Here is a 23562-nt window from a genome sequence, read left to right on the forward strand (position 1 = left end):
GTGCATGTCAATTCAATTATAGTTTGATCACATGCGGCTTGCATTCCGGGTCATGGTTGGCGATCACTTCTACGCAACCTGGCAATTTGCTCATGTCACGGACCCATTGCAGTGACTTGCGGGCATGTTCTTTGCTCACCGTGATCCCGGGCAGGATCATCTCTTCCCACGAACGCTTGGCATATCCCGTATCGGCTGCTAGCAGAACAAAGGCATCCTGATTTTGAATGAGGGTGGACGTTAACCCACTCGAATGCCCGGGCGTATGAACAAAAACGATAGAACCATCACCGAACAGGTCGGCCGATTGGCATTCGGGGCCATAGTCAGATCGGGTCATCTTGAAGGTTCCGATGCTCATTCCCCCCCACAGATGCCGCAAGTATCGGATGTTTCCCTTGGTTACGGCCTCCCACTCTGGCTCACTGGTCAGAATCCGTTTGGCTTCCCGAACATGCTGGAGACCACTCGTGTGATCGATATCCATATGACTCAAGACAACATAATCGAGATCCTTCGGTCGAATGCCCTTCGCTGCGAGCTGTTCATGAATCGCGTGTCCCTCAGGAAGAATGGCTTTGCTTACCAAGGAATTCAACCTTCCCATATGCTGCTTCTGGTCTCTTCGAACATCAGCGTGCCAACCCGTATCAATGAGAACAAGTCCTTTAGGGTGCTCAATAAGATAGGCAGAAACCGGCATCGTGATTTGATTTTTCCTTGATCGAAACAATCCGCTGTAGGCGATCGGATTCAACGTCTTTTGCTTGAAGGGCATTGCATTGTCCATTTGGACTTCTCCGCAATGCAGGACATGAATCTTGATGAGATCTGACATCCTTCTTCTCCATTTCGCAGGTGGTTTGGCATACTTCGATGCGTTACGTACATCTATGGATCATCATGTCGCGGTCTGATCTGCCTGGATAGGCCTCCGTTCCTTCCTGCGAATCATGGATAAACTCGTCGATATGGTCGAACAATCGTTTGAGCTTGACGATCCAGGACATCCAGGTAGTAATAATTTTTGGTTCCTTCCTTATCAAGACCGATGAGGTTGGCTTCTTTAAGTACCTTCAGGTGATGAGAAATGGCGGGGCGGGATAAATGAGTTCGCTCAGTAAGCTCGCCGACCCTTTTGCCTGTTTCGCAAGCTTTTTCACCATCAATCAATGCCATAATGATCGATTGCCTCGTGAGGTCTCCGATGGCTGCTAAAGCTTTGTTGCATTCCTTGAACTCTTCTGCCAGGTTCTTCAACCTTTCTTGTCGGTCCATAGGCGCTCCTTTGGTTTAAAAGATTAATCACACGAACTATTGTACAACAGTTATCACGCCACACTCCGTTGGTAAAGAAAATCGAGACGAATGCAGAATGGGAGAACTGGAATCCTCACTCTAACGATTGCACCTCTCCAAACAGCAAATCCAGAATCTTATCGTCCGCCCTTCGGTTTTTCCCCTGGTAGGGATAGCAATGGATATGGATCGCCGGGTTAAAATTGAGCTCGATGATACTGAAACCGCTATCGGTCGCCTCTAGTTGGATATCCTCAATCATCATGTCGACTCCACAGATTGAGGCTCCCACAGCTTGGGCTGCTCGAACTGCGATCTGCTTATAGCTCTCAGGTATGAGATCCGTGTAATCGATGCTGTCTCCTCCGGTGCTGATGTTGGAGTTCTCACGCAGATAGACGACTTCCCCCTGTTCTGGAATGTCAGTCCACTTGCGAGACCGGTTCCTCAGGAACATCTCCTCCGCTTCGCCGAGCTGGATCTTTTCCAGGGGCGTCTTGTAGCCCTTGCCCCGCAGCGGGTCCTTGTTCTTCTCATGAACCAGCTCTTCAATGGTGCGCACACCATCACCGGTTACGTTGGCAGGGACCCGATGAAGGATTCCCACAACCTCATCCCCCATCACGAGGAACCGGTATTCCTTGCCTGCTACGAACGATTCCAGCAAAATGGTTTGGTCGTGTTCGAACGCCAGCTCACACGCACGCCTGTACTCTTCCTGCGTGAATCCATTAGGGAAAATCGTTATGCCAAGTCCGAAATTGGTGGATTTCGGCTTGATCACAATGGCTTTCTCCCGGTATACTCCATACGCTGTGACGGCTTCCTCCAAGCTTTCAAAGGAAACGCCGTCCGGAACCGGAAGTCCCTGCTCCTTGAGTACGTTCTTGGTCACACTCTTGTTTTCCATCATCAGAACGGTGCTGTAGGAATCTAGAGAGGTTTTCGTTGCCTGCTTCACATATTCCCGTCGATCCTCTTGGCGGAGCAAGACGAAATTCTCCTTCCGATCGACCAGTTGAAATGAGATTCCGCGCTTCACAGCCGCTTTCAACAGCAGCTGAGTAGACAATTCCAGGTCCTCGTATCCCTTGAAGCGATACCCATTCCTCAGGCTATCGTGCGCATATTCGTTTGCTTTGACCAGATGGTAGTTCATGTAGGAGGTTTTCTGGATGGCCTCCTTTAGAATAGAAGCAAAACACCGTTCCGGGTGTAGAACCTTCTGCATTTCCGCGTCCACCAGACGAAGATCTTCCTCATTATCGGGTTCCAGAAGCTGAACCATTTCCTTCATCTCTTGAAGGAAATGGAGCGCCTCCTCTCTCATCGTGACCGCCTCGCCTTCACCATGAAGAATTGCATCGAGCCCTTCGGCTATCATCCGGTCGTGATTGGCCTGTGCTTGAGCCTGCTCCTCAATCCCAAACGGTTCATCCACCTTCAGCAGCATGAAGAGAAGGAACAGGTGGATGAGCTTCATCGTTTCTTTGCTGATCCCACTCTTCTCAAGCGGGCTTAGATCCAGAAAGCGAAGCTCCAAATAAGCGATCCCCCCCTCCAGCAGTTGCTGCATGGGCTGCTCGCTCCCTCCAGCCTTTAAGCGAACCGGACTGTAAAATTCCTTTACGCTGGACAGCGTGTGCTCATCAATCAACCGACCCAGGTCACGAACGTAATCCTCTACGGATTCGAACGAGACATAGAGAGGCTTCTCGTTGCGGTACCCGCACGGACTGTTGCGAAGCGAGTTCAGATGCGGGAACGAATAGCTCTTCTCATCATGAGTAAGACCCGCGGCCACACATTGTTCGATGTACGTCTTGTCAAAGACCGGGCTGGCGCCAGTCAGATAGACCAGAAGCCAGCGGTATTTCAAGAGATTGCGTGCAAGCTTCAAGTAGACCGAATTTGAAAAGTCTTTTGCATTCTCATTCGGACTTAAAACTGGAAGCAGCTTCTTCATTAGCCCTTCGTCGAAAGAGAAGTTATAATGGATGCCGCTTAACAGCTGCCTTTTGCGGCCGTATTTCACTGCCAATTGACGTCGGTATTGGTCCTGAACGGCATCGTTCATCCTTGCGATCGGGATATCCGGCTCATCCGGGAGAATCGGCGGGTTGCTGCTGGGCCAGAGCCATTCTCCTTGCTTCTCCAGCTCTTCGGTAACGATGTCTTGCAGAGCCTCCAGGAAGTGATGTGTTTCGTCTATGCTGGCAAAAGCAGGTGTAATGAGCTCGATCTGACTCTCCGAAAAATCCGTTTGGATATAAGGATTGCTCGTCTTGCTGCCAAATGCAGCAGGGTGAGGGGTCATGGCAAGCCGGCCCTTCCGATCAATCCTTGCGTGCTCAATTTCCAACCCAAACTTTCCCTTGAACAGCTCCTGCGCTCCCACCTGCTGAATCACCTTTCGAACGACATCCCGGTCGAGCCTTGCCATACGATACCCCATCCTTCACTTGATAGTTGTATACTGCAACTATTACTGTTATACATCATTTACTTGCATGTTGCAAGTATTGGTGGTACCCTAACAGTGGAGGTGGCCCGTCTATGGAAAATGCACGTGAGCTTTTTCAGATCATGACCCGCCGTTTCGGCCTGCTAAACAAATTCTGCTGTACCGAATGCGGTTGCGATATCTCGCTCGTCCAGAGCCATATTCTCTATGAGGTGAACCGACAGCATCACCCTTCCATGCAGCTCATTGCCGGGATATTGGGAACAGACATTACGACATTCAGCCGACAAGTCCAATCCCTCGTCAAGATGAATTTGATGAAAAAGACCCCGGATCCATCGGATCGCAGGGTCTATACGTTATCCTTAACGGAACGAGGCGCTTGCATTGCGGCTTCCATCGACAAGCAGATGACCGATTTCCTGAACGATGTGTTCTCTACCATGAGTGAAGAGGAACGAGACATGGTTCTACGCTCCATCGCCTTAATGAATGAGGCAATGGCCAAATCGGACAAGTGCTGCAGGCCGCTTTCTCATTAGGTTTCCAGGGAAAGCGGCTTAAGCCTCGTTATTTCTTTTCCAGAATAGCGAAGTAGTTGTCCTCCGCATCCGCAAAATTGAACACTCGGCCTTCCGGCATGTCCACCAATTCCCCGACCTTGACGCCCTTCTCTTTGAAGGCTTGATATTCCCTGTCGATATCCTCTGTAAACAACAGAATCGAGGGCGTCCCCAAATTCAATTCCGGCTGCATCTGGGCGATGAGCGGCTTGTTATGCAGAACAAACGAGGTCTCCGAGGCTTCCGTCGGAGCGATTTCAATCCAACGCAAGCCTTGTCCATTGTCCTGCTCCGATTTGACGACAAAGCCGACTTTTTCCGTCCAGAACCGGATAGCCTGTTCTTGATCGTTCACGTACAGCATCACTTGACCGATTCGGTTGATCATAAGCAGCTCTCCCCCACAACTTGGAATACTGCTATTGTACTCAGAAGCGGGATGCTTAATCAAGAAAGCCTCCCTACGAGCGAGGAAACGCGTCGATCCCCTTCTTCAAGCGCTGTAAGCCATCCTCCAGCCGTTCTCTCGGACATGCATAATTCAATCGAAGGAAATGGCCTCCATTCCCCCGATAGACAGAGCCCTCGCTTACGAACAACCCCGTCTCCTTTCGGATGAACGCAGCCAAGAGCTTCGCATCCTTTGTTACGGCTCCGCAGTCAAGCCACGCCAGGTACGTTGCGTCCGAGGCAATGACCTGAACTTCGGGAAGCGAGCCTGCGACGAAGGATTCAATCAACCGTTTGTTCTCCATGAGATAAGCCAGTAAAGCGTTAAGCCAAGGACCGCCCTCGGTAAAGGCAGCAATGGCCGCATCAATCGCGAAGGCATTCGGCTCGGCCACCTCATCCGTATTGATGCCGCGATTCACCCGGCTTCTCAGCTCCGCGTTAGGGACGATAATGCTCGACGTTTGGAGTCCCGCCAGGTTAAAGGTTTTGGTTGGAGCCACGCAGGTGATGCTGTGCTGAGCAATCTCCTTGGATATCGACGCAAAGGGGGTATAGGTCTTATCCGGATGCGTTAAGTCACAATGGATTTCATCCGACAGGATCACGACTCCATGCTTCAGACAGAGGTTCCCCACTCTCTCCAGCGTGTAACGATCCCAAACCATGCCTATGGGATTGTGCGGGTTGCAGAAGATCATGAGCGTGGTGGAAGGGTCAGCCAGTTTTTGCTCCAGGTCCTCATAATCAATCTCGTATTGATGATTCTGATAGATCAGCTCGCTCACAAGAGGGGTTCGCCCGTTGTTCACGATGGAGTTGAAAAAGATATTGTAAACCGGAGTAAGAACCAGCACCTGGTCTCCCGGCTCCGTGATCTTGCGGACAATGGAGGAAATCGCGGGTACCACGCCCGTGCAGAACAGCACCCACTTTGGATCGACGTTAAAATGATGCCGCTGTCTCCACCACTCGGCTACCGCTTGATAATAGGTATCCGGTATGCGGTTGTACCCATATATCCGGTGCTCAGCTCTCTTGCGGATGGCTTCTGCGATAGGCGGAGCCGTTTCAAAGTCCATGTCGGCCACCCACAACGGAAGCTCTTCCAAGCCGACGTCCCATTTGTATGAGTTCGTATCGAATCGGTTTGTCATTTTATCAAAATCAAAGCTCAACAAGAACACCTGCTTTCCCGGGAACCGAAACCTTGTCCCACTTCATAGTTCGTGTTCGCATGGACGAGATCCTTGTCGTCCTGAAGGATTTCGCCAATGCCCTTGGCTTTAATCTTGCCGGCTTGCGGATTTTTTACACTATCGATTCGGGATGCGGCCTCCACATCGATCGTTGAATATTCGAAGGCTAAGTCCGTATTCAAGATGACCCCGTTTTGGATCACAAGATTCTCCATGTAGCACATCCCCTGGTTGCTTTCGATGGTACAGTTGCGGAAGGTGACATTTTTTGAATTCCAGCCAAGGTATTCGCCAATGATATGCGAATCGGAGACAACGACATTCTCACAGTTCCAGAAGGCGTCCTTTGAAATCAGCTTGGCGTTCCGAATGTCCACATTCCTCGCTCCGTCAAAGGCATAGTTCCCTACCAGAGTGAGTCCATCGATTCGAATGTTCTCGCTGTTCATCGCAAAGTAATCGCCTTTAGCGGTCACCTGCTTCAACTCAATCTCCCTACAGTTCCAAAGGGTTTCTTGGGCATTGGGCATGTCCACATGAGTTAGATGGATATCGCTGGCGCGGCGAAAGGTCTTCGGAGCCTCGATAATGCTGTCATGAACCGAGATATGATGCGTATACCAGATTCCCGAGCGGGCGGTATCCATAAGGGTGCTGTTTCGAATTTGAATGCATTCGCTGTACCACAGCGGATATTTCCACTTGAATATGCTATTGTCGATGGAGATATCCCGGCTTTCCTTCAGCGGGGACTCGCCATCCGCAAAGACGGAATTCGTAATCACCAGGTCCCTGCTTTTAAAAAGAGCGCGTTCTCCTGTTAGTTTTTGCTGGTCGATCCATTCCACGTTCTTCCTCTCCTCTCTCCTGCTAGCATAAACCTTAAAGTACACTCGAAGTCAAATGAAAAAACAGTCTAATAGACTCCTATTCAAGGAATCATCAGACTGTCTCGTTATTGACATGATCAAAGCGGTACATAAGCCACGAGAGCCTCCTCCATCCGATTGAAAGTTTGGCTCGTTACATCTCCTTCTGATATTTTCCCATCAGGTAGAAACCGCAGGCATTGTAGAAGGCAAATACGGCAACAACAGCCAATGTTACCCACAACGGCAGGGAAAGAAGGATGGTCAGGTAGGCGATCACCATGATAAGCCACTGTGTAATATCCCCAGCCTTGGCCTTCGCCCGATTTCGGATCATCGTATTCCGTTCGTCCTGAAACTCGATTACATTTTGCTTTTCCAGCTCGGGATGCTTGTATTCCATTCGTTTCATGATGAACCCCGACACACTCATTCCAATCAAGCCGGCGCCTACCCCTATGAGTACACCGCCCAAGGCTTTGTCATCGTCCCCCACAAACACGAAATTCGCAGCCAAACAGCAAATGCCGATGAGCATCGCAACCAGATAAAAGGCAATTCCCTTCCTCATTCGTGACCCTCCTCATAAATGAAAATGTCTTCGATGCTCATCTCGAAATACCGGGCTAGCTTAAACGCAAGCAGGATAGACGGATTGTATCTTCCGTTCTCAAGTGACCCAATGGTCTGTCGGGATACCTCCAGAGCAGAAGCCAGCTCCTCTTGCCGAATCCCACGCTGCTTGCGAATTTCCTCAAGTCGGTTCTTCATTCCATCCCTCACCTTATGCAAAATGGAAAGCAACCTTTCCATCATCAACGTATCATACTCACCGAAAAATGGCAAGTGTCCTTTCCATCCAAGTTGAGGATCCACAAAAAAAACCGTTCTCCCCTCTTCCGGATTTTCATCCGAATCAGGTGGAGAACGGCTATTTTAACTCCGTACATACTCAAGTGCTCTTCGTATATCGACGACCCTTGGACACGGGTTCAATTCATACCAATTGGGCCGCGTCGCTGTAATGGAATAACTCGTTTCTTCGAGAAGAGACTTGATTGAAGTTGTTGTCAAACGGGAGTCTGCACTCTTCAGAAGAGCGGCAAATCCAGCTAGAACCGGAGACATCGAGGAGAAGGAAAAATACGGTAGATCATTGCCGCTTCTAATCGGTTCTCCTTTGTCGACTGCCTCTCGATACCGTTGATAGGTTCTGGGCAGAAGAATATTGTAATCAAAATGAAAGATATTCACATCCGGCTCTCTTTGAAAGCCTTGCTCGGGTTTGTAGGGATAACAAGCATAGGGCCAAAGATTGTGAGAGTGATCGTTATGAATGAACGTCATGAGGATTCCCTGTTCGTGAGCTCTCTCCATTGCAGGATAAACATATGGTTTGAACTCATCTGGAATCCTAGCATGGGAATACGTTAGAATATCGAGTTGATTCTGGATCGCCCAATCAATCGCATGAACCAGGTGCTGGCTTCTTCTCGCCTGCTGATCCTCGAACGAAATTCCATCCTCATAGAGGACGGCATTGATGGCATAAATCTCACATTCGGGAGCGATTTCGTTCAAGACGGCGGCCATCCAAAGGCCATGACCCTCTTCTTGATGCAGGTGATCTGAAACTCTGGTGAAGGAAACCCCTTGCTTGTACAAATGCGGGTGTTTCTCAAGGGCAAACAACCAATCGATCACCCCTACTTTAACTCCCTTGCCTCTGGCCAACTCATGCGCTGCTCTCACATGATGAACGGTGTCATAGGTGTCCCGTAAATTCGCATGACCGAAGAAAAAGTCCTCCACTTCCTCCCTCACCTAACCACTCACCTCATCACTTTACTGGGACGTCTTCAAACTCCGTTTGGTAATCGTCGACAACCACGCCATGCTCCGTCTCGGCAAAGGTCAGGGTTTCACGGGTTTCGTAAGCGGCCGGTTCACTGGTTTGCGTTCGATAGGTAATCGCAGCTGTCATGCCGCTGATTTCGACCTCGTACTCTACCACCCAGGGACTGGACACTCCGATGACGAAATTCCAATCCTCCCCGCTCCGAGCGATCTGTTCCTGTATGAATTTATCCTTGGCGCTTTCGGACATCCGTTCAAATCTCGGTTTCCCATCCCGCGTTTTTAGTGCATTCGCCCAAATCGCTGCGATCTCTTCCTTGGTTTCCTTCTTGGCAGCTTCAACGATAGCAGTGTTAGCAATTGAGCTTGCTTGCAGTCCCTTCGCTTTCGCCTCGGGCAACGATTCCCCGCCCGCAAGTACCACCACAGCTAGTCCGAGCATGGCGGTGATAAGAACCCGCCGTTTTCTGGATCGAGTCATGACGACCCTCCCCCTCCCATTTCCTTGTATAAACTAGACTGATGTTCGGGAGGAAAAGTTGCGGCTCGCACCCTTATTTTGCTAACCCTCATCCTTGATCTGATCCATAAGGCGGCGAATGGCTACCACCTTCTCTTCCTCCATCCCTTGAAGGCAATGAGCGAATGCTTGCTGCCACTCCCTTGGATATTCCTTGTGCTCAACCAAACGAGCGTCGATCTGAACAAATCCCTCACGCAGCTCCTCGGAAAAGACAATCTTCGCCAAAATGGCCAACTCCATCTCTCCAAACGCATGGAACAGGCCGTTGTATTCCTCGCCATACAAGCTATCTGAATCCAACAGATCGAGAAAATCATGGAAGGATCGAATTCGAGCAAGGATGATTCTAACTTTATTCTCCGGACTTTCCTCCATCCTTATCTCGTGCAGCACTCTTCTCAATTGGAGATCGCTCATTCGGTCTTCCACGTTATAGGAGAGGAGGATCGATTTCTTCTCTTCGACTTCTCTCTGGCTAAGAATGATCGCCCGAAGGCTGTTCGTCTTTGCGGCATTCGCCACCCGCTGCACGAGATCCTCCAAACACCACTCCAGGTACTCCTGGGTTTGAGGGGGAAGCCCAAGCTCCTGCCGCAGCTTGATCATTGCATCCGAGATGGCCGCACGGATCTGCGTCTTGTCACAGGAGCGGAATCGTTGATCCAGCTGCTGGAATTGCCCTTCGGAGATGCGGATTGATGTGGCGCTTCCACCGGACAGAACCGAGAAGATCGCCTGATTCAAAACCAGTTCGAAGAGATTCAAGAGCTCTTTCCGGTAATCAAATCGGCATTCTTGCCCATAGTGCACCAGCAAATCCAATAGGTCATCCAGATCGTACCCGGCACAAAAATCCGTCTCCAGCTTCAACCGTTCCATGTACTGCTTCATATAGAAAACCCCTTGAAGCTTCATATCATCAACAGCCAACGGGTAATCGATGCTGGCCATCGTGTTGTGCGCTTCGAAGAGGACGCCATATTTTCGCAGAAAAACAGGCAGCGCTTCCTCGATGGTCAACTGGTAAGCCTCAATCGGTACATCCAGCCTGGTTGCCCGGATCTCCTTATAGAGCTGCTTCGTCTCTTCCAGGCATTGGGCTACTACAATAACACCTCGTTCATAAACCAGTGAAGCACCCAACGTTTTCAGTTCCTCGACGGCTCTCTCTGGCTCTACCAGGCTGAATAAATAGGCATCCGCCGCGTACAGGATGGAGGTCATCAAGCTTTCTGCTGCTTCCGTGGTTATCGATGTACTTTCTCCCCGGGTGTACTTGGGGATCAGTTGCTGAAGAACAACCATGAAGTCACTCTGGATCTGGGCGACCTCCCGGCTTGTCATCGCCCCCGCCTGCAAGGCTTCCCTTAACAAGGAGAGCGTGTAAACATTTCGCTGTAGCCGTGATTTGCTTATCCCGCCTTGAACCGACAGCTTGCGATTCGTTAGAGGTTCAGCTTCCACTCGTCCTCTTCCCCTTCCTCCCACGACGGTAAGTCTCTTCGAAATTGTTCGGCATATTCCTCCAGCCGGCTCTTCAACAAGTCCATGGAACCACCGCAATCTTCTTCATACCGTTCTTTCATCATCTGCAGGAGCATTCGGTCGCTGATTTTGTCCTCGGTCTCATTTTTCAAGCAATAGAACACCTCATGCAGGTCATTCAGGGTATCCAGGTAATCCTCTTGTTCAAGAAAGGGTGAGGCTGAGAACAACTCAATGAGGTCCTTCGTTATTTCGATGCTCAATTCTACCCTTCCGTAGCTGGACAGAACTTGTGTTCTTGCAACCAGAAGCTGTTGGACCTCGTTCGGGGTTAAAACCAGCCCATACAGTCGGGTCTTCTCATTCAACTCCAGTACCTCCATCAAGTCATGTTGCTGCACGGATCCTTGAAGCGAGGCAAACAAGCTCAGAAAATGCACGGTATTCCCTCCTCTTCGACATGTTTAAGAAGCACCCAACCCTTTCCCTTATAACTAAAAATATTACTTGACTTTTCTCTTGGTGTGTGGTATAATAAAAGATTATAGTTTTACCGTAATATTGTAGCATAGTTTGAAAGGAAATCAACCTCTTAAAGCTGACCATACAATAAGGTTTGAAGGCACGCTCGGAGAGTATTAGGAACAACGACTTGGCTGTAAAAGAAAAAACCGCCTTATGGCGGTTTTTTTCATGGCTGGGTATGCGTTAAGCTCGCGGATACTTGTCCCTGTCCGCTTCGGTTATCTCACGCATAACCCGACAAGGATTGCCAGCTGCAATCACTCCCGAAGGAATATCCTTTGTCACTACACTGCCCGCACCAATGACGGTGTTATCTCCGATCGTTACTCCCGGAAGAACGGACACGCCTCCCCCGATCCAGACGTTGTTGCCAACGGTAATCGGCAGGGCGATCTCCAAGCCCTCATTGCGCTGCTCTACGTCCAGGGGATGTCCGGCGGTATAGAAGCCGCAATTGGGGGCGATAAACACATGATTCCCAAACGTGATGTTGGCAGCGTCCAGCATGACGGTGTTGTGATTGCAGAAGAACTCTTCTCCGATCTCAATGTTATACCCCTGATCGCAATAGAAAGGCTGCTCAATCAAGAATCGCTTGCCGGTGCGGGCAAAGAGCTCCCGAATGAGTGCTTCCCGCTCGGCGAGCATTCTCGGGCGAAGCTGGTTGTAGTCATAACACAGTTCTTTGGCATCCAGCCGTTCCTCCACCAATTGCTTGTCGTTGTTATTGTCGTACAGCAAGCCGCGTTGAGCTTTTTCTTTTTCGGTCATGGTCATGGCAGATGGCTCCTCTGGTTGGTTGTTCCTATGTAGTTTACTGGATTAGTAAATCCATTGCATCCCTTCTCATCGTGCGGAACGCGGGGGTTGTCGGAAGCCCAAGACGCACAAACAGCTGAAGGGTCTCCCCCTGTCCGTTTGTATAGTCCTGGTGAACAGCCTGATGCAGTTCCGCCATCTCGGGATACTCCTCGAGCACCTGGCTCACAGGCTGCATGACAAGACCCATGCTATGAGCAGTCAAGAGAACCCGAGCATAGCTCATGCCTGCCTCCACCTGCTCCACTCGACTATTCGATGCCGAGCGAATCATCACATAAGCTGTAGTGGCGGCAACAGCTTTCTTCGTGGATTTCATCGTCAGCTTCGCGGAGACTTTCTCGTTGTTCATGGAGGGGAACAAGGTAACCAGCCCTTGCAGCATGTGCTTCGTAACCCCCGAAGTTCCCTGTCCTTCAAAAGAAAAGCCGTACCGCTCCTTGTTCTTCTGCCGCTCATTTGCCCGAAAGAGACGAGACGCCTCCTGGTTGATTCGCTCAACACCGGTTTCCACCTGAACCCCCTCCAACGCATAACGACCCAAGTTCTGCAAGGCTTCCTCGTCCTGATAGATGTGAACGGATATCCCTTCTCCTTCCCCCGCCTCTTCCAGTGCTTGAACCTGGTTGTCGGTTATGGCGGTTGGTTGGTAGGGTGCCCGGTTGGTATCAGGCAGGAACAACGAAGAATAAAGAGGATTGTCAGCGGGCTGACCCTTGCGGATTTCAATGCGAGCCACCGGTTTGTCCTTCATGCTGGAGGCAAGCTTCGTTTCGTCATAGTCTCCATCTGGAAAAAGCGAAAGGGAAACTCGCAAGCCGAGCGAGTCCCCCGCTACCCGAACATACTCGAGAAAGACCCCCTGCGATACGAGAAGCTGGCGAGCGTAGGGGTCAACCTCAGGTGTCGTTCGAGTTTCATCCGCATACAGGTAAAAGACAGACGCGTCCCTCGGATCCAGCTTCACCCTCCATGGCTGCATGTTGTGCGAGCTCGCGGCTAGAATTCCGTGGGCGACAAGCTGAAGCCGAGGATCCTCGAACCGGGTGGCATACTTTTTGTTCCAAGGCTCGAGATAAGCTGCAGACGAGCCGAACCCGCTAGCTCCAAGCAGCAGGCAGACCCCCATTAGAATCAAAACAAGTCCCGTGATCCCCATCATTCTCCATTTTCGCTTCCTCGCCGATGGTTTCATCCCTGCTCTCCTCCAAGACCCGGTTGAAGGGCAGAGAGCAGCAAATCATACGAACTTGCTAGAAAAGCCTCCGTCTCCACGCGGTGATAATGCAGCAGGTACCTGCGCTTTACCTTCGCCGTTTTAAAGATGCCTAGAATGGAAGCCCACAACGTGAGCGCTATATTTAATGGCTCAAGATCACGGCGGATGCTTCCCTGCTCCTGCCCATTGCGTAGATGCTCGACCAGGTGGCCCAACACCTTTTCTCCCAACTCGTAGCTCTCATCGCGCGATTGTTCGGGTACACCATGATCGAAATCCCGTTCCCCGTTTTCATAGTGAATGATGAGCTCGAAGTAGGAAGCATGCTGGTTGCTGAATGCGAACAGCCTCTCCCCCATTTGGCGGAGCTGCTCGACAGCATTCGGTGAGGGATCCGGGTCATCCGCTTCCAGCATGTCGAGCAGCAGCTTGTATCCCCTCAGCATGATCTCGAACCGAATTTGCTCCTTGCTTGAAAAGTAGACGTACAGCGTTTTCTTGCTGAACTCGGCTTCTTTGGCGAGATCATCCATGGTGGCAGTTTCGTATCCTTTTTGGAAAAAGACCCGTTCCGCCGCATTAATAATCTCTGCCCGGCGATTGAGCTTCTCCCTCTCCTTACGTGACAGCGAATCCATCCTGCTCCCCCTCTTGCATCCGAAACTAAGAGTTAATAAAGTAAACTGCAAGTTACCTTTCGAAATTAGAATAGCGCTAGAGGAACTTCCTGTCAATCCCGAGATGGGATCAACCAACCTTGCATTCATTGCCTTTGTTGCTCAGCAAACCTATATCCACAAAAAAGACGCCCCTTGACTGGAGCGTCTCGCTTTTACAAAACAAGCTATTTACGGTTCTTCTTCCGGTACAGGACTACGCCTGCTGACAGGACGATAAGGGCCAGAACAGCGCCGCTGATCCAATAGATTAACGCTTGATTTCCCTCTTCCTTGTCTGTGGAATCCGGTTGGACCGTGGGAGAGGCCGCGTCCGTCGGACTAGCCGTCGCTGTTGCAGCAGGGCTAGCTGTTGCGGCTGCTTCCATTTCCGGTGAAAACCCGTTAATTAAATCGCCGGCTACCGTCATCTTGTATTCGAGCGTAGCTCCGCTCCAGAAGTAGAGCTTGAACTGGACATCTCCATCCTTCAGTTGCTCGAGGAAAGGCTTGGTTAGCGTGATCAAGTTGTTTTCGTACTCGGGCTGGAACGACTTGCCGAATTCCAGGAAGGGGGTCCAGCTGTCCGGACCGGCGTTCCCACCCGCTGCATACGTGGCTTCGATCTTCTCCAGGCGGTCGCCGTTGAACTTGACCGGAATGATGAACAAGTCACGCGAGCCCCCCTCCACGTTGCGGGTGGTTGCAGTGGTGTACTGGATCAGATGAACGTTCCACCCAGCCCCGTAGGAAAAGGTTAAGGCCAGCGTCGCGTTCGTGCCCAATTGATCCGTCAAGAGAGAGCGCAACAGCTCCTTCTTGAGCGTCAACTGTTCCCCATCCAGGACATAATCCGTGCCGGCTGCAAGAACCCGATCCCCTGCTTTGATCTCCTTCAATGTGTTGCCATTCAGATTCATCGGAATCGTCACATCCTGGAGCTCATCCCCCTGCCGGAGGTAGATCGAATCCGATTGCGAATTGGAGGAGCGTCCGTTAAGGGATGCCTTCATGACCTCGTGGAAGGCCGGATTCTTCCAGGTGAGGTTGGTGCGGTCAAAATGCTGCCCGTTGTCCCAAAGGATGGTTGGCATCTTTTTCTCATGGGCGTAATGAGTTACGTATTCGAAGTATTTCAGAATTTCTCCATACTCTAAGGTCTCTACGCTCTTATCAAAGCCGAGGAGTCCGAACTCGCCGATAATGACCGGTATGCCGCGGGCGACAAAGGTTTCATAGGTCCGATCGAACGTGTCCGTGATGTCCTTTTTCGCAGCATCATCAAATGTTGTTGCTCCTGCCGCATTTACACTGAACGTATAGAGGCCGTAATAATGGATGGTTGCGATCACATTCGGATCGTTCAGCTTGGTGATGGTTTTGTAGAGCTCATCCAGCCTCGCCTGGGAGTGGCTTGCCGTTACCCCTTCCATGACAAGAGGACGGGTTTTGTTGTTCCCTCCGCTCTCGCGGACAATCTTGTGAAAGGTGCTGTTCAGTTGGTCAACCATTTCGAAATAAACGGGCCTGTCCTCGTTCCAATCCTCCGAGAATCGAGGTTCGTTTACCGCTTCGAAGAAAAGCGTATGGGGATAATCCTTAAAGGATGTCGCAATCTGCTTCCAGAGCGCGGTGTACTTGATCATCACCGTATCGCGCTCGTTCTCCATATTCATCATCCAATGGGAATCATGATGGATATTAAGAATAACCGTAAGCCCGGAATCGAGCGACCAGTCTACAACCTCGTGAATGCGTGAAAGGAACTCCGGTTGGATCTCATAGTTTGGACCTTCCCCCAATCGATGGTTCCAGGTCACCGGAATCCGAATCGTACGGTAGCCTTGATCCTTAATGGCCTGGATCTGCTCCTTGGTAACCGTTGGATTCCCCCAGGAGGTTTCATCTCCGCTTGCCTCGAAGGTGTTGCCAAGGTTCCAGCCGGGCTCCATGGCTTCAACCGTTTTTTGCAATGGGTTTGCCGGTTCCGCTTGGGCAATAGATGCTCCTCCCAGTGCGGGGATAAGCAGCCCTACAACCAGACTGATAGCCAGGAATGCGCTTGCAAATCGTTTGATTCGATTGTTCATGTTTTTCGCCCTCTCTTGGAGCCTGTCATCCTCGTGCTCCAGCAGCATTCAGGGTCTGCTTCCCGTCTATTTCACAACGCCAAAGGCCAGAATGGAGAATTCCTTTTGCTCCGATCCGATCCCCATCTTGACTTCAATGTGATGCTTCTTAACCTTGCTATCCCGGAATACAAGCTTGGCTGTGGGGTTGTTCCAGCCGCTCGAATTGTTCCCGTCAAGGGCCAGCTTCGCTTCTCCATCCACCAGTACAACGGCGGCTCCGAGCGAAGGATCATTATTTTCTCGAATGACGATAAACAGGCTGCTTGCCGTTACATCAAAGGAGAAGCTTTGGTTTCCCCCCGCTGAGCGATTGCTCCATCCCGTCGGAAATTGCTTAATCGTCGGTTCCGGGTCAAAGGTTCCCAAGGAATCGGGCTTGAAGGATTCGGCATCCAGCATGACCATGCCCTCAAAATCCTTGCCGTACACCGTTGCATCGGGAAGCTTCGCCTCCGAATCCTTCGGCTTGCCTTCGAGTACCGTGTAGTAGTGTTGGATCATATCGGCGATCAACGTATGGCCGTTGCGGTCCGGATGTACTGTATCGTCCGAGTAATCCTTCCATGTCATGGTGCCGGCCTGCAGCTCCGATTGAATCGCATTCTTGACGCTGATCATGGGAAGTCCGTAGTGGCTTCCGATCGTCTCCATCTCGTTCTGGACCGAATACCCCGTCTCTGTCAGGGTAAACACCAGCACGACAGCTGGCTGCTTCTTGCTGTTCATGAGGCGACGCACGAGGCTTTCGTAGGCCGTCAAGCTTTGTGCGTCAGTGGAATCGTTTACAGCAAACTCGACGAAAACAACATCGGGTTCATGGTCCAGGACATCTCGGTCTACCCGGATTAATCCGAGCGTTGAAGGCGTACCCGCCATCCCGGCATTAACATACTTCACATTGCTTCCAGTCCCGTAATAATCGGCAAAATACTGAAAGGATTGCTTCGCATAGGAATGCTCCAAGCTGTTGAAGCCTTCCGTGATCGAACCGCCCAGGTAGGCAACGGTTACGTCCTTGCCGCTTTTGGCCTGCTCGATCACTCTCTTCATCCGGTAGGTGTTCCCCGTGCTGATGAGAGAACGTTCCATCATCGCGTTCTTGTCCGCCTTCAAGGCTGCGCTGGCGGATGGGGTTGGATCTGGCTGCTGCGATTGAGCCGGGGTCATGGTGCTCTCCGTTTCTGTCACTTGAGTGGCTTGGGGTTGAAGGGAAGCCGTCGGTTCAGCCGCCGGCTCCCCCTTGCTGGAGCATCCCGTTGTTTGTATCAGGGTAACGGCCAATGCGGCCAGCAGAAATTTCTTAGGAATTGTCATGTTGGGGGACCTCCTCGTTCACGTGGCGCTGCTTCCTTACCAGTTCATGAGCTCCTTGATCGCAGCGGTCAGCTTCTCGGCTGCCTTGACCTGCGTGATCTTCGACGGATGCCAATCGGCTCCGTACCCATCAGAGGCGAGCTGTACGTCAAATTTCATGCTGCTGATGCGGGTATCGCCCGTCTGCTCTGAATAGTTCGCCACGGCTTGCTCGACGAAAGGAAACAGTCGGTCACCCATAATGCCGAGTGTACACAGAATCATCGCCTGCGGGTTTCGAGCCCTCACCTGTTTCAGAAATTCTACGTATTCCCTGGCGTATTCTGCTTGCCGCTCTCCCACCTCTTGGGTGTAGGAATCGTCGTTCGTCCCCAAGTTAATCACCACAAGGTCGGGAGTGTACGCTTGGAAATCCCAATCGAGGGTCTCCGGTTTGATCGTTCCGTCAAACTTGCCAACCGAGTAGGCAACTTTCTCGTAATAGGGGGGAACGAGCTGCGTCGTCAGCTTTTCATCCGATGTCGTATAGCCGGAGATGATGCCATATCCGCTGTAGGAGACGATATTTACATCTGTACCCAGCGCCTGGGCCGTCAAGTAGGCGTAGCCCTTCGTCACATCCTCCGTCGCCGTAGAGAAGGAGTTGTTTTCGCTCTCATCATCTACTCCATAGCCGCAGGTAATCGAGTCGCCAATGATTTCGATCTTGCGTGCCTTAGCAGCGGTGGGTTGGATTTCTCCCTTGGCATCTACGCGAATCTCTTGAATGCCAACCGTTGACATAGCGGCTTCCGACAGCTTCACAACCGTAACGGTCACATCCTGCACCGTGTCGCTTTCAAAGGCTGTATACGTTTTCAAAGGCTCCGTCAGTTGGTCGTCAACGACGCGTTCCCCATTGACGTAGATGCCAATCCTCGCCTGATTCGTGGAACCGGTTGCAATCTGATCCCCCTTGATGGTCAGCTCGGCTTTCTTGCCGGTAAAGGAAAATTCGATTCCGCTTCCGGACAAGGCAAGCCACCTTGTTCCATCCAGATCATGAGTACGCCCAATGGGCTTTACGTATTCCTTCGTTGCTTGAAATGCTTGCATGGTGGTTCCTTCCCCCTGTTTCGCAATGGTAGAGCATCCTGTAAGGCTGACAGATAGCACCAGACCCAGGAAAATTCCTCTCTTGGTCACAACTGATACTCCTTTGCCGAAGGTGTCATGAAAATGTCGAGATATTCTTACTGTACCAAATTGTCGATTCATAACCCAATTGGTATATTAGTATAAAACCTATAAGCAGAAGGCTATATGAGAACATCCCGGAGTAGGAAGAATTCTCCGACGGTATGCAACGAACACCTATAAACAAGGAGATTCTATGACGGAACAACAAATCCTCTATTTTCTCACGCTTGTGGATGAACGATCTTTTTCAAAAGCAGCAAAGAAGCTTTACGTTACCCAGCCGTCCTTCAGCCAGTTCATCATGAAGCTGGAGGGACAGGTCGGAGCGAAGCTGATCGACCGAAGCTCCTCCCCCGTCAAGCTGACGGCAGCAGGAGAAGCCTACCATCAAGCGGCTCTGCAAACGAAAGCAATCTTCGATAATCTCAAAAACCGCATCTCGGACCTTGAGGACCTGAAATACGGAACCCTGCGCATCGGAACGACCCCTTTTCGCGGCTCTACGCTGCTCTCCAAGAGCGTCGTTCAGTTCCACCAGGAGTTCCCCTCCGTCGAGATCTCGATCTTCGAAGGGACCGTGGAAGAAGTCTTGTCCGGCGTGCAAAGCGGGGAGATCGATCTCGGCATCGCTTCCGGTGCCTTTGACGATCCCCTCTATCATGTTGAAGTTCTGTCCCGAGAGAAGCTATATCTAGCTGTGCCCGAGGAAAATCCGGTGACTGAGCGGCTTCAGGACTTCCGGATTACGGCCGATGACATCCTGCATGACTCGCTGCGGCTGCTCAAAGCGCCGGACTGCAGCATGGACGAATTTCGCACGGAGAGCTTTCTCCTCTTCGAGCAAGGGGAGAACATCTCTCGCCTCTCCGCCAAGCTGCTGGCCGAAGCGAACATTCAGCCCTCCATTTCCTTGCGCACGCGAAATCTGCATACCGTGATGTCGTTCATCCTGGCTGGTATGGGAATCTCCTTCATTCCCGACAGCTTCATCAAATACGGCAATATCAAGCAGCATCCCTTTTATTACAGCATCAACAGCCGCTTTGTGGAGAATGACATCTGCCTCATCAAGCGCAAAAACCGCTACCTGACCAAAGCCGCCATGATGTACAGCCAGATTCTCAAGGAGCTGATCTCGAACGGCACGTGGAGGGTCTATTAACCATGGATGCTCACACATACCGCAGCATGCTGAGTCGCTCCCTTCTCTGGCCTCGCACGAATGCGCGGCTCCTTCATCAAGTCCGCGCCATGCAGGAATGCTCCCAGAGGCTGCACCGTTTCTTGTTCCTTGGAGGCTCCATCACGTCAGGCTATACACCCGAGGGCCTGCTGACCGATGACAATTATCCATGTCGGGTAACCCAGGCTTGCCGTTCTCACATACCGGGACCTATCGAGATGACGAACCTGGGGATGTCGAGCTACAATTCGGATATGGGGCTCGCAAGTGCCGCCATGGAGCTGGAGCGTAGCACGCCCACAACTGTGTTCGTCGAATTTGCGGTAAACAACGGGTTTTACAAAGCGAGCGCAGACAGCTTTGAGAGCCTGATCCGCAAGCTGCTGTTGCATGACGAAGCCATGGCCGTTATCATCGTGTGCACCTGTCTTGAGTCTGGATACACCTGCGAGCCGTATATGGCCGAGATCGCTCAGCATTACGACCTCCCGCTGGTCAGCGTGAAATCCGCCTGGGAATATGGCAAGGAGCATGGAATGCAATGGTCCGATTATTCATGGGACCACGCTCACCCCACAAGTGAAGGCCACCGCCTTCTGGCCGATGCCATCCTTCATCTGCTTGACGAAACCGCAGCAAGCACGGGACGGTCTGGCGAGGCCGCAGGAGCCTCGCCGCCGCTGCTCCCCGTTCCCGCTCCTTGCGGCTTCGGCAATTCCTTGGAAAATCTCCGGTATGTCGATCACCGGACGCTGAGCGTGACTTCCGCCGACGGCTTTGAGCCGTCCGAAACCCACGAGCGCTTCCCCTATGGATGGCGGTATCGGAGAGGTTCCGGCGGCAGCTTAACCTTCTCCACCCGCTGCACAAAACTCTTCATCGTATACGAATTAAGCCACGAAGAGCATGGCTATGGGGAGCTGGCTGTTCAGGTGGACGGAGCGGAAGCCGCCAAGCTGAACGGGATGAGCCTCTACGGGTGGCATAACCCTGTGTGCGCACAGGTCATGGATGGCCATCAGCCCGAAGTACACGAGGTTGTCCTTCGGATGGCTGCTGGATCGGAGCAGCTGGATTTTGTTCTCCTCGGTGTGTTGATTGCCTAAAGTCAGCCTTTGCGCAAGAATAAGATTATGGAAAGACGGTGCCTCCATCATGAAATCTCGAACTCTTGTAACCATGGGGCTGGGATTGCTCCTACTACTTGCCGGCTGTCAAAGAGCAGCTGTTGACCCTGCTAAGCATCAGACCTCCGAACCCCCTCGCCTCGGCTCTTCCTATGAGCTCTATGTAGCGACTGACCTTCATTATTTGAATCCCGCCCTTCATGACAACGGGCAGGCGTTCCAAGACTATGTCAAGAATGGCGATTCCAAGCTCCTTCCTTATTCCGACGAGTTGCTGAATGCGTGGGTTCGCCAAGTAATCGAAGCGAAGCCGGCTGCTGTCATCCTCAGCGGAGACTTGACCAACAACGGCGAAAAAGCGAGTCATGAGGAACTCGCCAAGAAGCTTGCCGCTATCACCGACGCGGGCATTCGTGTGTTTGTCATTCCGGGAAACCACGACATCTCCAACCCATGGGCGCGAAGCTTCCAGGACGACCGGCAGTTGAAAACAGACTATATCTCGCCGGAGGACTTTACCTCCATCTATGGAGCTTACGGCTACAAGCAAGCGTCCGAGCAGGCACCGGATTCGCTCAGTTACCTTGCCAAGGTATCGGATCAGCTTTGGCTTCTTATGCTGGATTCCAACCGCTATGCCAACAATCTGAAATACGGTTATCCCGAAACAGGCGGGGAGCTGTCGGAAGCCACGCTCACCTGGATGAAGACCCAAGGCGAGGCGGCGAAAAAAGCAGGTGCCCGCGTAGTCGCCGTCATGCACCACAACCTGTTCGACCACAGCGATTTCCGGTCGGAGGACTTCACGGCATCGAACGCCGACAAGATTCGGAAGGTGCTGAAGGAAGCCGATATTCACCTCGCCCTATCCGGTCACATTCACATTCAGGACATCCGCTCCGAGGAGAATGTCACGGATATTGCAACCAGTGCCATGGCGGTCTATCCGCACCAATTCGGAATCCTTCAATACACCGCCTCTCCAGCCACCGTCGATTATCGGACGGAGAGTGTCAATGTGGAGAGCTGGGCACGCTCCGTTTCATCCCGAGATCCAAACCTGCTGGGCTTCCAAGCTTATTCTCGTGGGTTTTTTCATCAGAATTCGTATGACAAAGCGTTGCATTCTCTGGAATCCTCCGGGTACAGCGAGGCGGAACGCAAGAGCATGGCCAGCGTGATGGCCGATCTCAACCCCTTTTATTTCGGGGGGATGACGGACCGAATCGATACGGGAGCCTTAGACGCCAAGGGAATTGAGCTATGGAAAAACGACGACACCTCATTCCTTGGCACCTATATCCTCAGCATGATGCAAAATGCGAAGGATAACACGCGAGTCCACGTGCCGCTGACAAGCGGGGAGTAGAAAAGGCAGGCCGGGAGCAACAAGAGAATGAACTGCATTCGTCCACGGAATAGGGATGGGGGTCGAGGAATCATTTTCAGCATGAGTGAAGGTGATTTCCCCTCTCTTGTCTCATCTTAAGCCACTCTCTTCTTAGCAAACCAAAGACCCGTTCGTCGTAGTAAGCGCCATTTCGATAGAGAAACTGACGATTGATCCCTTCTGGATGGAACCCTATTTTTTCATACAGCTTGGCTGCTCTTGAATGAAAGGAAAAGCATCCCAGATAGACCCGATGCATGTTCAGCTCCAAAAAGGCAAAGTCGAGCATTCGCTCAATTGCTTCGGTTCCATAGCCTTTTCCTCGGTCATCAGGGTCAAGGATCGATAGCCCCAGCATCAGGTTACGATTACGACGGTCAATGGAACTCGCTGAGATGGTACCGATGAGCTCGCCCTTCTTTTTCTTGATTCCAAAGACAATCGTATCGTTCAAGAAGAGCAGGTCATTTCTCTTGTGAGCCAGATTCACCAGCTCATCTCGCCCCTGAGGTGCAGCCGCGGCAAGAGATGAATAGTTTTTACCATCTGAATGCAGGTTTAGCCGGTACAAGCGATCTGCATCTTCCTCGGTTACCACGGTTAACTCGATCTCTTTACCAACTAAAAGTAATTGATAGGGTTGCGTCCCCCCAATCTCGGCTGTACACTCCGTTTCATCTATGGATTTGGTCGCATTCTCAAGGGAAAGACTGCTTTGCCTTCCCGATAAAAAATCCTGCTTGGTTAGCCCGATCTGATAAACGGTTTCATAACGTCCATTCCGATAGAGGTGTTCACGCAAACAAACCTCCTGCTCAAAGCCGTTTCTCTCGAACGGAGCCAGAAGTGTCCCTTTGTCCTCTATCAATTGAATACTCAATTTGTTGTAGTTTAGCTCCAGGAACGCGTACCGTACAAAATGATGGAGAGCCTCCGAACACTCATACACGGAAAGAGTATCTGCTGCATGGAAGGAAGCATAGGCTAACCCGCTGCGTGGGAAAGAAAAAGGAATTCTGGCATAAGCCAAAAGCTGGCCGTTGTCAGAGTCATCGATTCGATAAATCCCGGTGATATCAGTGGATTGTTGGAGAAGGGATCGGAGTTGCTCCTCACTTTTCTCAATCGAGTATTCCCAAGGCGGCGTCCCTTCCGTGAAATAGGCTTTGGAATAGGCATCTGGAAACGATAGGAAAGAAGCAAGATCGGATAAGCTAGCTAGTCTAACCTGCAAGTGGTGTTCACTCCTTCCATTATTTAGGCAATGGTCTAATGGAAGTGTAAACAACAATTGAACCGATGAAAGTTA

The 23562-nt window shown here is 51.3% G+C and carries 23 protein-coding genes; 4 read left to right on the forward strand and 19 right to left on the reverse strand.

Features of this window, described 5'->3' with window-relative positions:
• Positions 1–16: 16 nt before the first annotated feature.
• The 3 genes from AAFN83_RS05375 to gshAB form a co-directional block, all read right to left on the reverse strand.
• A complete protein-coding gene (locus tag AAFN83_RS05375; RefSeq protein ID WP_347767695.1) occupies positions 17–838 on the reverse strand; it encodes an N-acyl homoserine lactonase family protein in 822 nt (273 codons plus the stop codon).
• A 113-nt stretch (positions 839–951) separates the two neighbouring features.
• The gene (locus AAFN83_RS05380; protein ID WP_347767696.1) at positions 952–1278 is read right to left on the reverse strand and encodes an ArsR/SmtB family transcription factor; all 327 of its coding nucleotides are present in this window, start codon (positions 1276–1278) and stop codon (positions 952–954) included.
• 115 nt (positions 1279–1393) lie between these two features.
• Complete coding sequence (gshAB, locus tag AAFN83_RS05385; RefSeq protein WP_347767697.1) at positions 1394–3742, reverse strand: bifunctional glutamate--cysteine ligase GshA/glutathione synthetase GshB; 2349 nt, start codon at positions 3740–3742, stop codon at positions 1394–1396.
• 113 nt (positions 3743–3855) lie between these two features.
• Between gshAB and AAFN83_RS05390 the strand changes: the two genes are divergently transcribed.
• Positions 3856–4305: a MarR family winged helix-turn-helix transcriptional regulator gene (locus AAFN83_RS05390; protein ID WP_347767699.1), complete on the forward strand. Its 450-nt coding sequence runs from the start codon at positions 3856–3858 to the stop codon at positions 4303–4305.
• A gap of 28 nt (positions 4306–4333) precedes the next feature.
• Here AAFN83_RS05390 and AAFN83_RS05395 read toward each other — a convergent pair whose 3' ends face one another.
• From AAFN83_RS05395 to AAFN83_RS05465, 15 genes are all read right to left on the reverse strand, one after another.
• Entirely contained in the window at positions 4334–4714 is a 381-nt protein-coding gene (locus tag AAFN83_RS05395; protein WP_347767701.1) for a VOC family protein, read from the reverse strand.
• Between the two features lie 73 nt (positions 4715–4787).
• Positions 4788–5963, reverse strand: coding sequence for a MalY/PatB family protein (locus AAFN83_RS05400; protein WP_347767703.1), 1176 nt, complete (start codon positions 5961–5963; stop codon positions 4788–4790).
• The gene (locus AAFN83_RS05405) at positions 5951–6823 is read right to left on the reverse strand and encodes a DUF3737 family protein (RefSeq protein WP_347767705.1); all 873 of its coding nucleotides are present in this window, start codon (positions 6821–6823) and stop codon (positions 5951–5953) included. Before AAFN83_RS05405 ends, AAFN83_RS05400 begins: the two co-directional genes overlap by 13 nt.
• 175 nt (positions 6824–6998) lie before the next feature.
• Entirely contained in the window at positions 6999–7415 is a 417-nt protein-coding gene (locus AAFN83_RS05410) for a DUF2178 domain-containing protein (protein ID WP_347767707.1), read from the reverse strand.
• Positions 7412–7615: a helix-turn-helix transcriptional regulator gene (locus tag AAFN83_RS05415; protein WP_347767709.1), complete on the reverse strand. Its 204-nt coding sequence runs from the start codon at positions 7613–7615 to the stop codon at positions 7412–7414. The genes AAFN83_RS05410 and AAFN83_RS05415 overlap by 4 nt, the downstream gene beginning before the upstream one ends.
• Positions 7616–7780: 165 nt before the next feature.
• Entirely contained in the window at positions 7781–8668 is an 888-nt protein-coding gene (locus AAFN83_RS05420; protein WP_347767710.1) for a S8/S53 family peptidase, read from the reverse strand.
• Between the two features lie 16 nt (positions 8669–8684).
• A complete protein-coding gene (locus tag AAFN83_RS05425) occupies positions 8685–9182 on the reverse strand; it encodes a hypothetical protein (protein ID WP_347767712.1) in 498 nt (165 codons plus the stop codon).
• Between the two features lie 81 nt (positions 9183–9263).
• Positions 9264–10688 carry a DUF6179 domain-containing protein gene (locus AAFN83_RS05430; protein WP_347767714.1) on the reverse strand — a complete coding sequence of 475 codons (1425 nt, stop codon included), beginning with the start codon at positions 10686–10688 and terminating at the stop codon, positions 9264–9266.
• Entirely contained in the window at positions 10670–11149 is a 480-nt protein-coding gene (locus AAFN83_RS05435) for a DUF6323 family protein (RefSeq protein WP_347767716.1), read from the reverse strand. Before AAFN83_RS05435 ends, AAFN83_RS05430 begins: the two co-directional genes overlap by 19 nt.
• Before the next feature lie 268 nt (positions 11150–11417).
• The gene (locus AAFN83_RS05440; protein ID WP_347768253.1) at positions 11418–12005 is read right to left on the reverse strand and encodes a sugar O-acetyltransferase; all 588 of its coding nucleotides are present in this window, start codon (positions 12003–12005) and stop codon (positions 11418–11420) included.
• 43 nt (positions 12006–12048) lie between these two features.
• Positions 12049–13248 (reverse strand): Acg family FMN-binding oxidoreductase, encoded by a 1200-nt coding sequence (locus AAFN83_RS05445; protein ID WP_347767718.1) that lies wholly within the window; start codon positions 13246–13248, stop codon positions 12049–12051.
• Entirely contained in the window at positions 13245–13910 is a 666-nt protein-coding gene (locus tag AAFN83_RS05450) for a TetR/AcrR family transcriptional regulator (protein ID WP_347767720.1), read from the reverse strand. Before AAFN83_RS05450 ends, AAFN83_RS05445 begins: the two co-directional genes overlap by 4 nt.
• Positions 13911–14116: 206 nt before the next feature.
• Positions 14117–16018, reverse strand: coding sequence for a cellulase family glycosylhydrolase (locus AAFN83_RS05455; protein ID WP_347767722.1), 1902 nt, complete (start codon positions 16016–16018; stop codon positions 14117–14119).
• A gap of 66 nt (positions 16019–16084) precedes the next feature.
• Positions 16085–17374, reverse strand: coding sequence for an SGNH/GDSL hydrolase family protein (locus tag AAFN83_RS05460; RefSeq protein WP_347767724.1), 1290 nt, complete (start codon positions 17372–17374; stop codon positions 16085–16087).
• Between the two features lie 36 nt (positions 17375–17410).
• Positions 17411–18469 (reverse strand): SGNH/GDSL hydrolase family protein, encoded by a 1059-nt coding sequence (locus AAFN83_RS05465; RefSeq protein ID WP_347767726.1) that lies wholly within the window; start codon positions 18467–18469, stop codon positions 17411–17413.
• 277 nt (positions 18470–18746) lie between these two features.
• On the opposite strand from AAFN83_RS05465, the gene AAFN83_RS05470 reads away from it, so the two are divergent.
• The 3 genes from AAFN83_RS05470 to AAFN83_RS05480 are packed head-to-tail and all read left to right on the forward strand — an operon-like array spanning position 18747 to position 22232.
• Complete coding sequence (locus AAFN83_RS05470; RefSeq protein WP_347767728.1) at positions 18747–19715, forward strand: LysR family transcriptional regulator; 969 nt, start codon at positions 18747–18749, stop codon at positions 19713–19715.
• Between the two features lie 2 nt (positions 19716–19717).
• Positions 19718–20842, forward strand: coding sequence for an SGNH/GDSL hydrolase family protein (locus AAFN83_RS05475; protein WP_347767730.1), 1125 nt, complete (start codon positions 19718–19720; stop codon positions 20840–20842).
• Positions 20843–20891: 49 nt separating this feature from the next.
• Positions 20892–22232, forward strand: a complete 1341-nt coding sequence (locus tag AAFN83_RS05480; protein ID WP_347767731.1) for a metallophosphoesterase — start codon at positions 20892–20894, stop codon at positions 22230–22232.
• A gap of 76 nt (positions 22233–22308) precedes the next feature.
• Here the strand turns inward: AAFN83_RS05480 and AAFN83_RS05485 are convergent, their stop codons facing one another.
• Positions 22309–23487, reverse strand: coding sequence for a GNAT family N-acetyltransferase (locus tag AAFN83_RS05485; protein WP_347767732.1), 1179 nt, complete (start codon positions 23485–23487; stop codon positions 22309–22311).
• Positions 23488–23562: the final 75 nt, after the last annotated feature.

Origin of the sequence: Gorillibacterium sp. CAU 1737 (genome assembly GCF_039888655.1) — a bacterium.
Classification (GTDB): Bacteria; Bacillota; Bacilli; order Paenibacillales; family NBRC-103111; genus Gorillibacterium.

What these genes read in the sequence shown, in the direction of transcription:
- AAFN83_RS05375 (WP_347767695.1), bottom strand. Translation starts at nt 838, where the DNA reads ATGTCAGATCTCATCAAGATTCATGTCCTGCATTGCGGAGAAGTCCAA.
- AAFN83_RS05380 (WP_347767696.1), bottom strand. Translation starts at nt 1,278, where the DNA reads ATGGACCGACAAGAAAGGTTGAAGAACCTGGCAGAAGAGTTCAAGGAA.
- gshAB (WP_347767697.1), bottom strand. Translation starts at nt 3,742, where the DNA reads ATGGCAAGGCTCGACCGGGATGTCGTTCGAAAGGTGATTCAGCAGGTG.
- AAFN83_RS05390 (WP_347767699.1), top strand. Translation starts at nt 3,856, where the DNA reads ATGGAAAATGCACGTGAGCTTTTTCAGATCATGACCCGCCGTTTCGGC.
- AAFN83_RS05395 (WP_347767701.1), bottom strand. Translation starts at nt 4,714, where the DNA reads ATGATCAACCGAATCGGTCAAGTGATGCTGTACGTGAACGATCAAGAA.
- AAFN83_RS05410 (WP_347767707.1), bottom strand. Translation starts at nt 7,415, where the DNA reads ATGAGGAAGGGAATTGCCTTTTATCTGGTTGCGATGCTCATCGGCATT.
- AAFN83_RS05415 (WP_347767709.1), bottom strand. Translation starts at nt 7,615, where the DNA reads ATGAAGAACCGACTTGAGGAAATTCGCAAGCAGCGTGGGATTCGGCAA.
- AAFN83_RS05425 (WP_347767712.1), bottom strand. Translation starts at nt 9,182, where the DNA reads ATGACTCGATCCAGAAAACGGCGGGTTCTTATCACCGCCATGCTCGGA.
- AAFN83_RS05440 (WP_347768253.1), bottom strand. Translation starts at nt 12,005, where the DNA reads ATGACCGAAAAAGAAAAAGCTCAACGCGGCTTGCTGTACGACAATAAC.
- AAFN83_RS05445 (WP_347767718.1), bottom strand. Translation starts at nt 13,248, where the DNA reads ATGAAACCATCGGCGAGGAAGCGAAAATGGAGAATGATGGGGATCACG.
- AAFN83_RS05450 (WP_347767720.1), bottom strand. Translation starts at nt 13,910, where the DNA reads ATGGATTCGCTGTCACGTAAGGAGAGGGAGAAGCTCAATCGCCGGGCA.
- AAFN83_RS05455 (WP_347767722.1), bottom strand. Translation starts at nt 16,018, where the DNA reads ATGAACAATCGAATCAAACGATTTGCAAGCGCATTCCTGGCTATCAGT.
- AAFN83_RS05460 (WP_347767724.1), bottom strand. Translation starts at nt 17,374, where the DNA reads ATGACAATTCCTAAGAAATTTCTGCTGGCCGCATTGGCCGTTACCCTG.
- AAFN83_RS05465 (WP_347767726.1), bottom strand. Translation starts at nt 18,469, where the DNA reads ATGCAAGCATTTCAAGCAACGAAGGAATACGTAAAGCCCATTGGGCGT.
- AAFN83_RS05470 (WP_347767728.1), top strand. Translation starts at nt 18,747, where the DNA reads ATGACGGAACAACAAATCCTCTATTTTCTCACGCTTGTGGATGAACGA.
- AAFN83_RS05475 (WP_347767730.1), top strand. Translation starts at nt 19,718, where the DNA reads ATGGATGCTCACACATACCGCAGCATGCTGAGTCGCTCCCTTCTCTGG.
- AAFN83_RS05480 (WP_347767731.1), top strand. Translation starts at nt 20,892, where the DNA reads ATGAAATCTCGAACTCTTGTAACCATGGGGCTGGGATTGCTCCTACTA.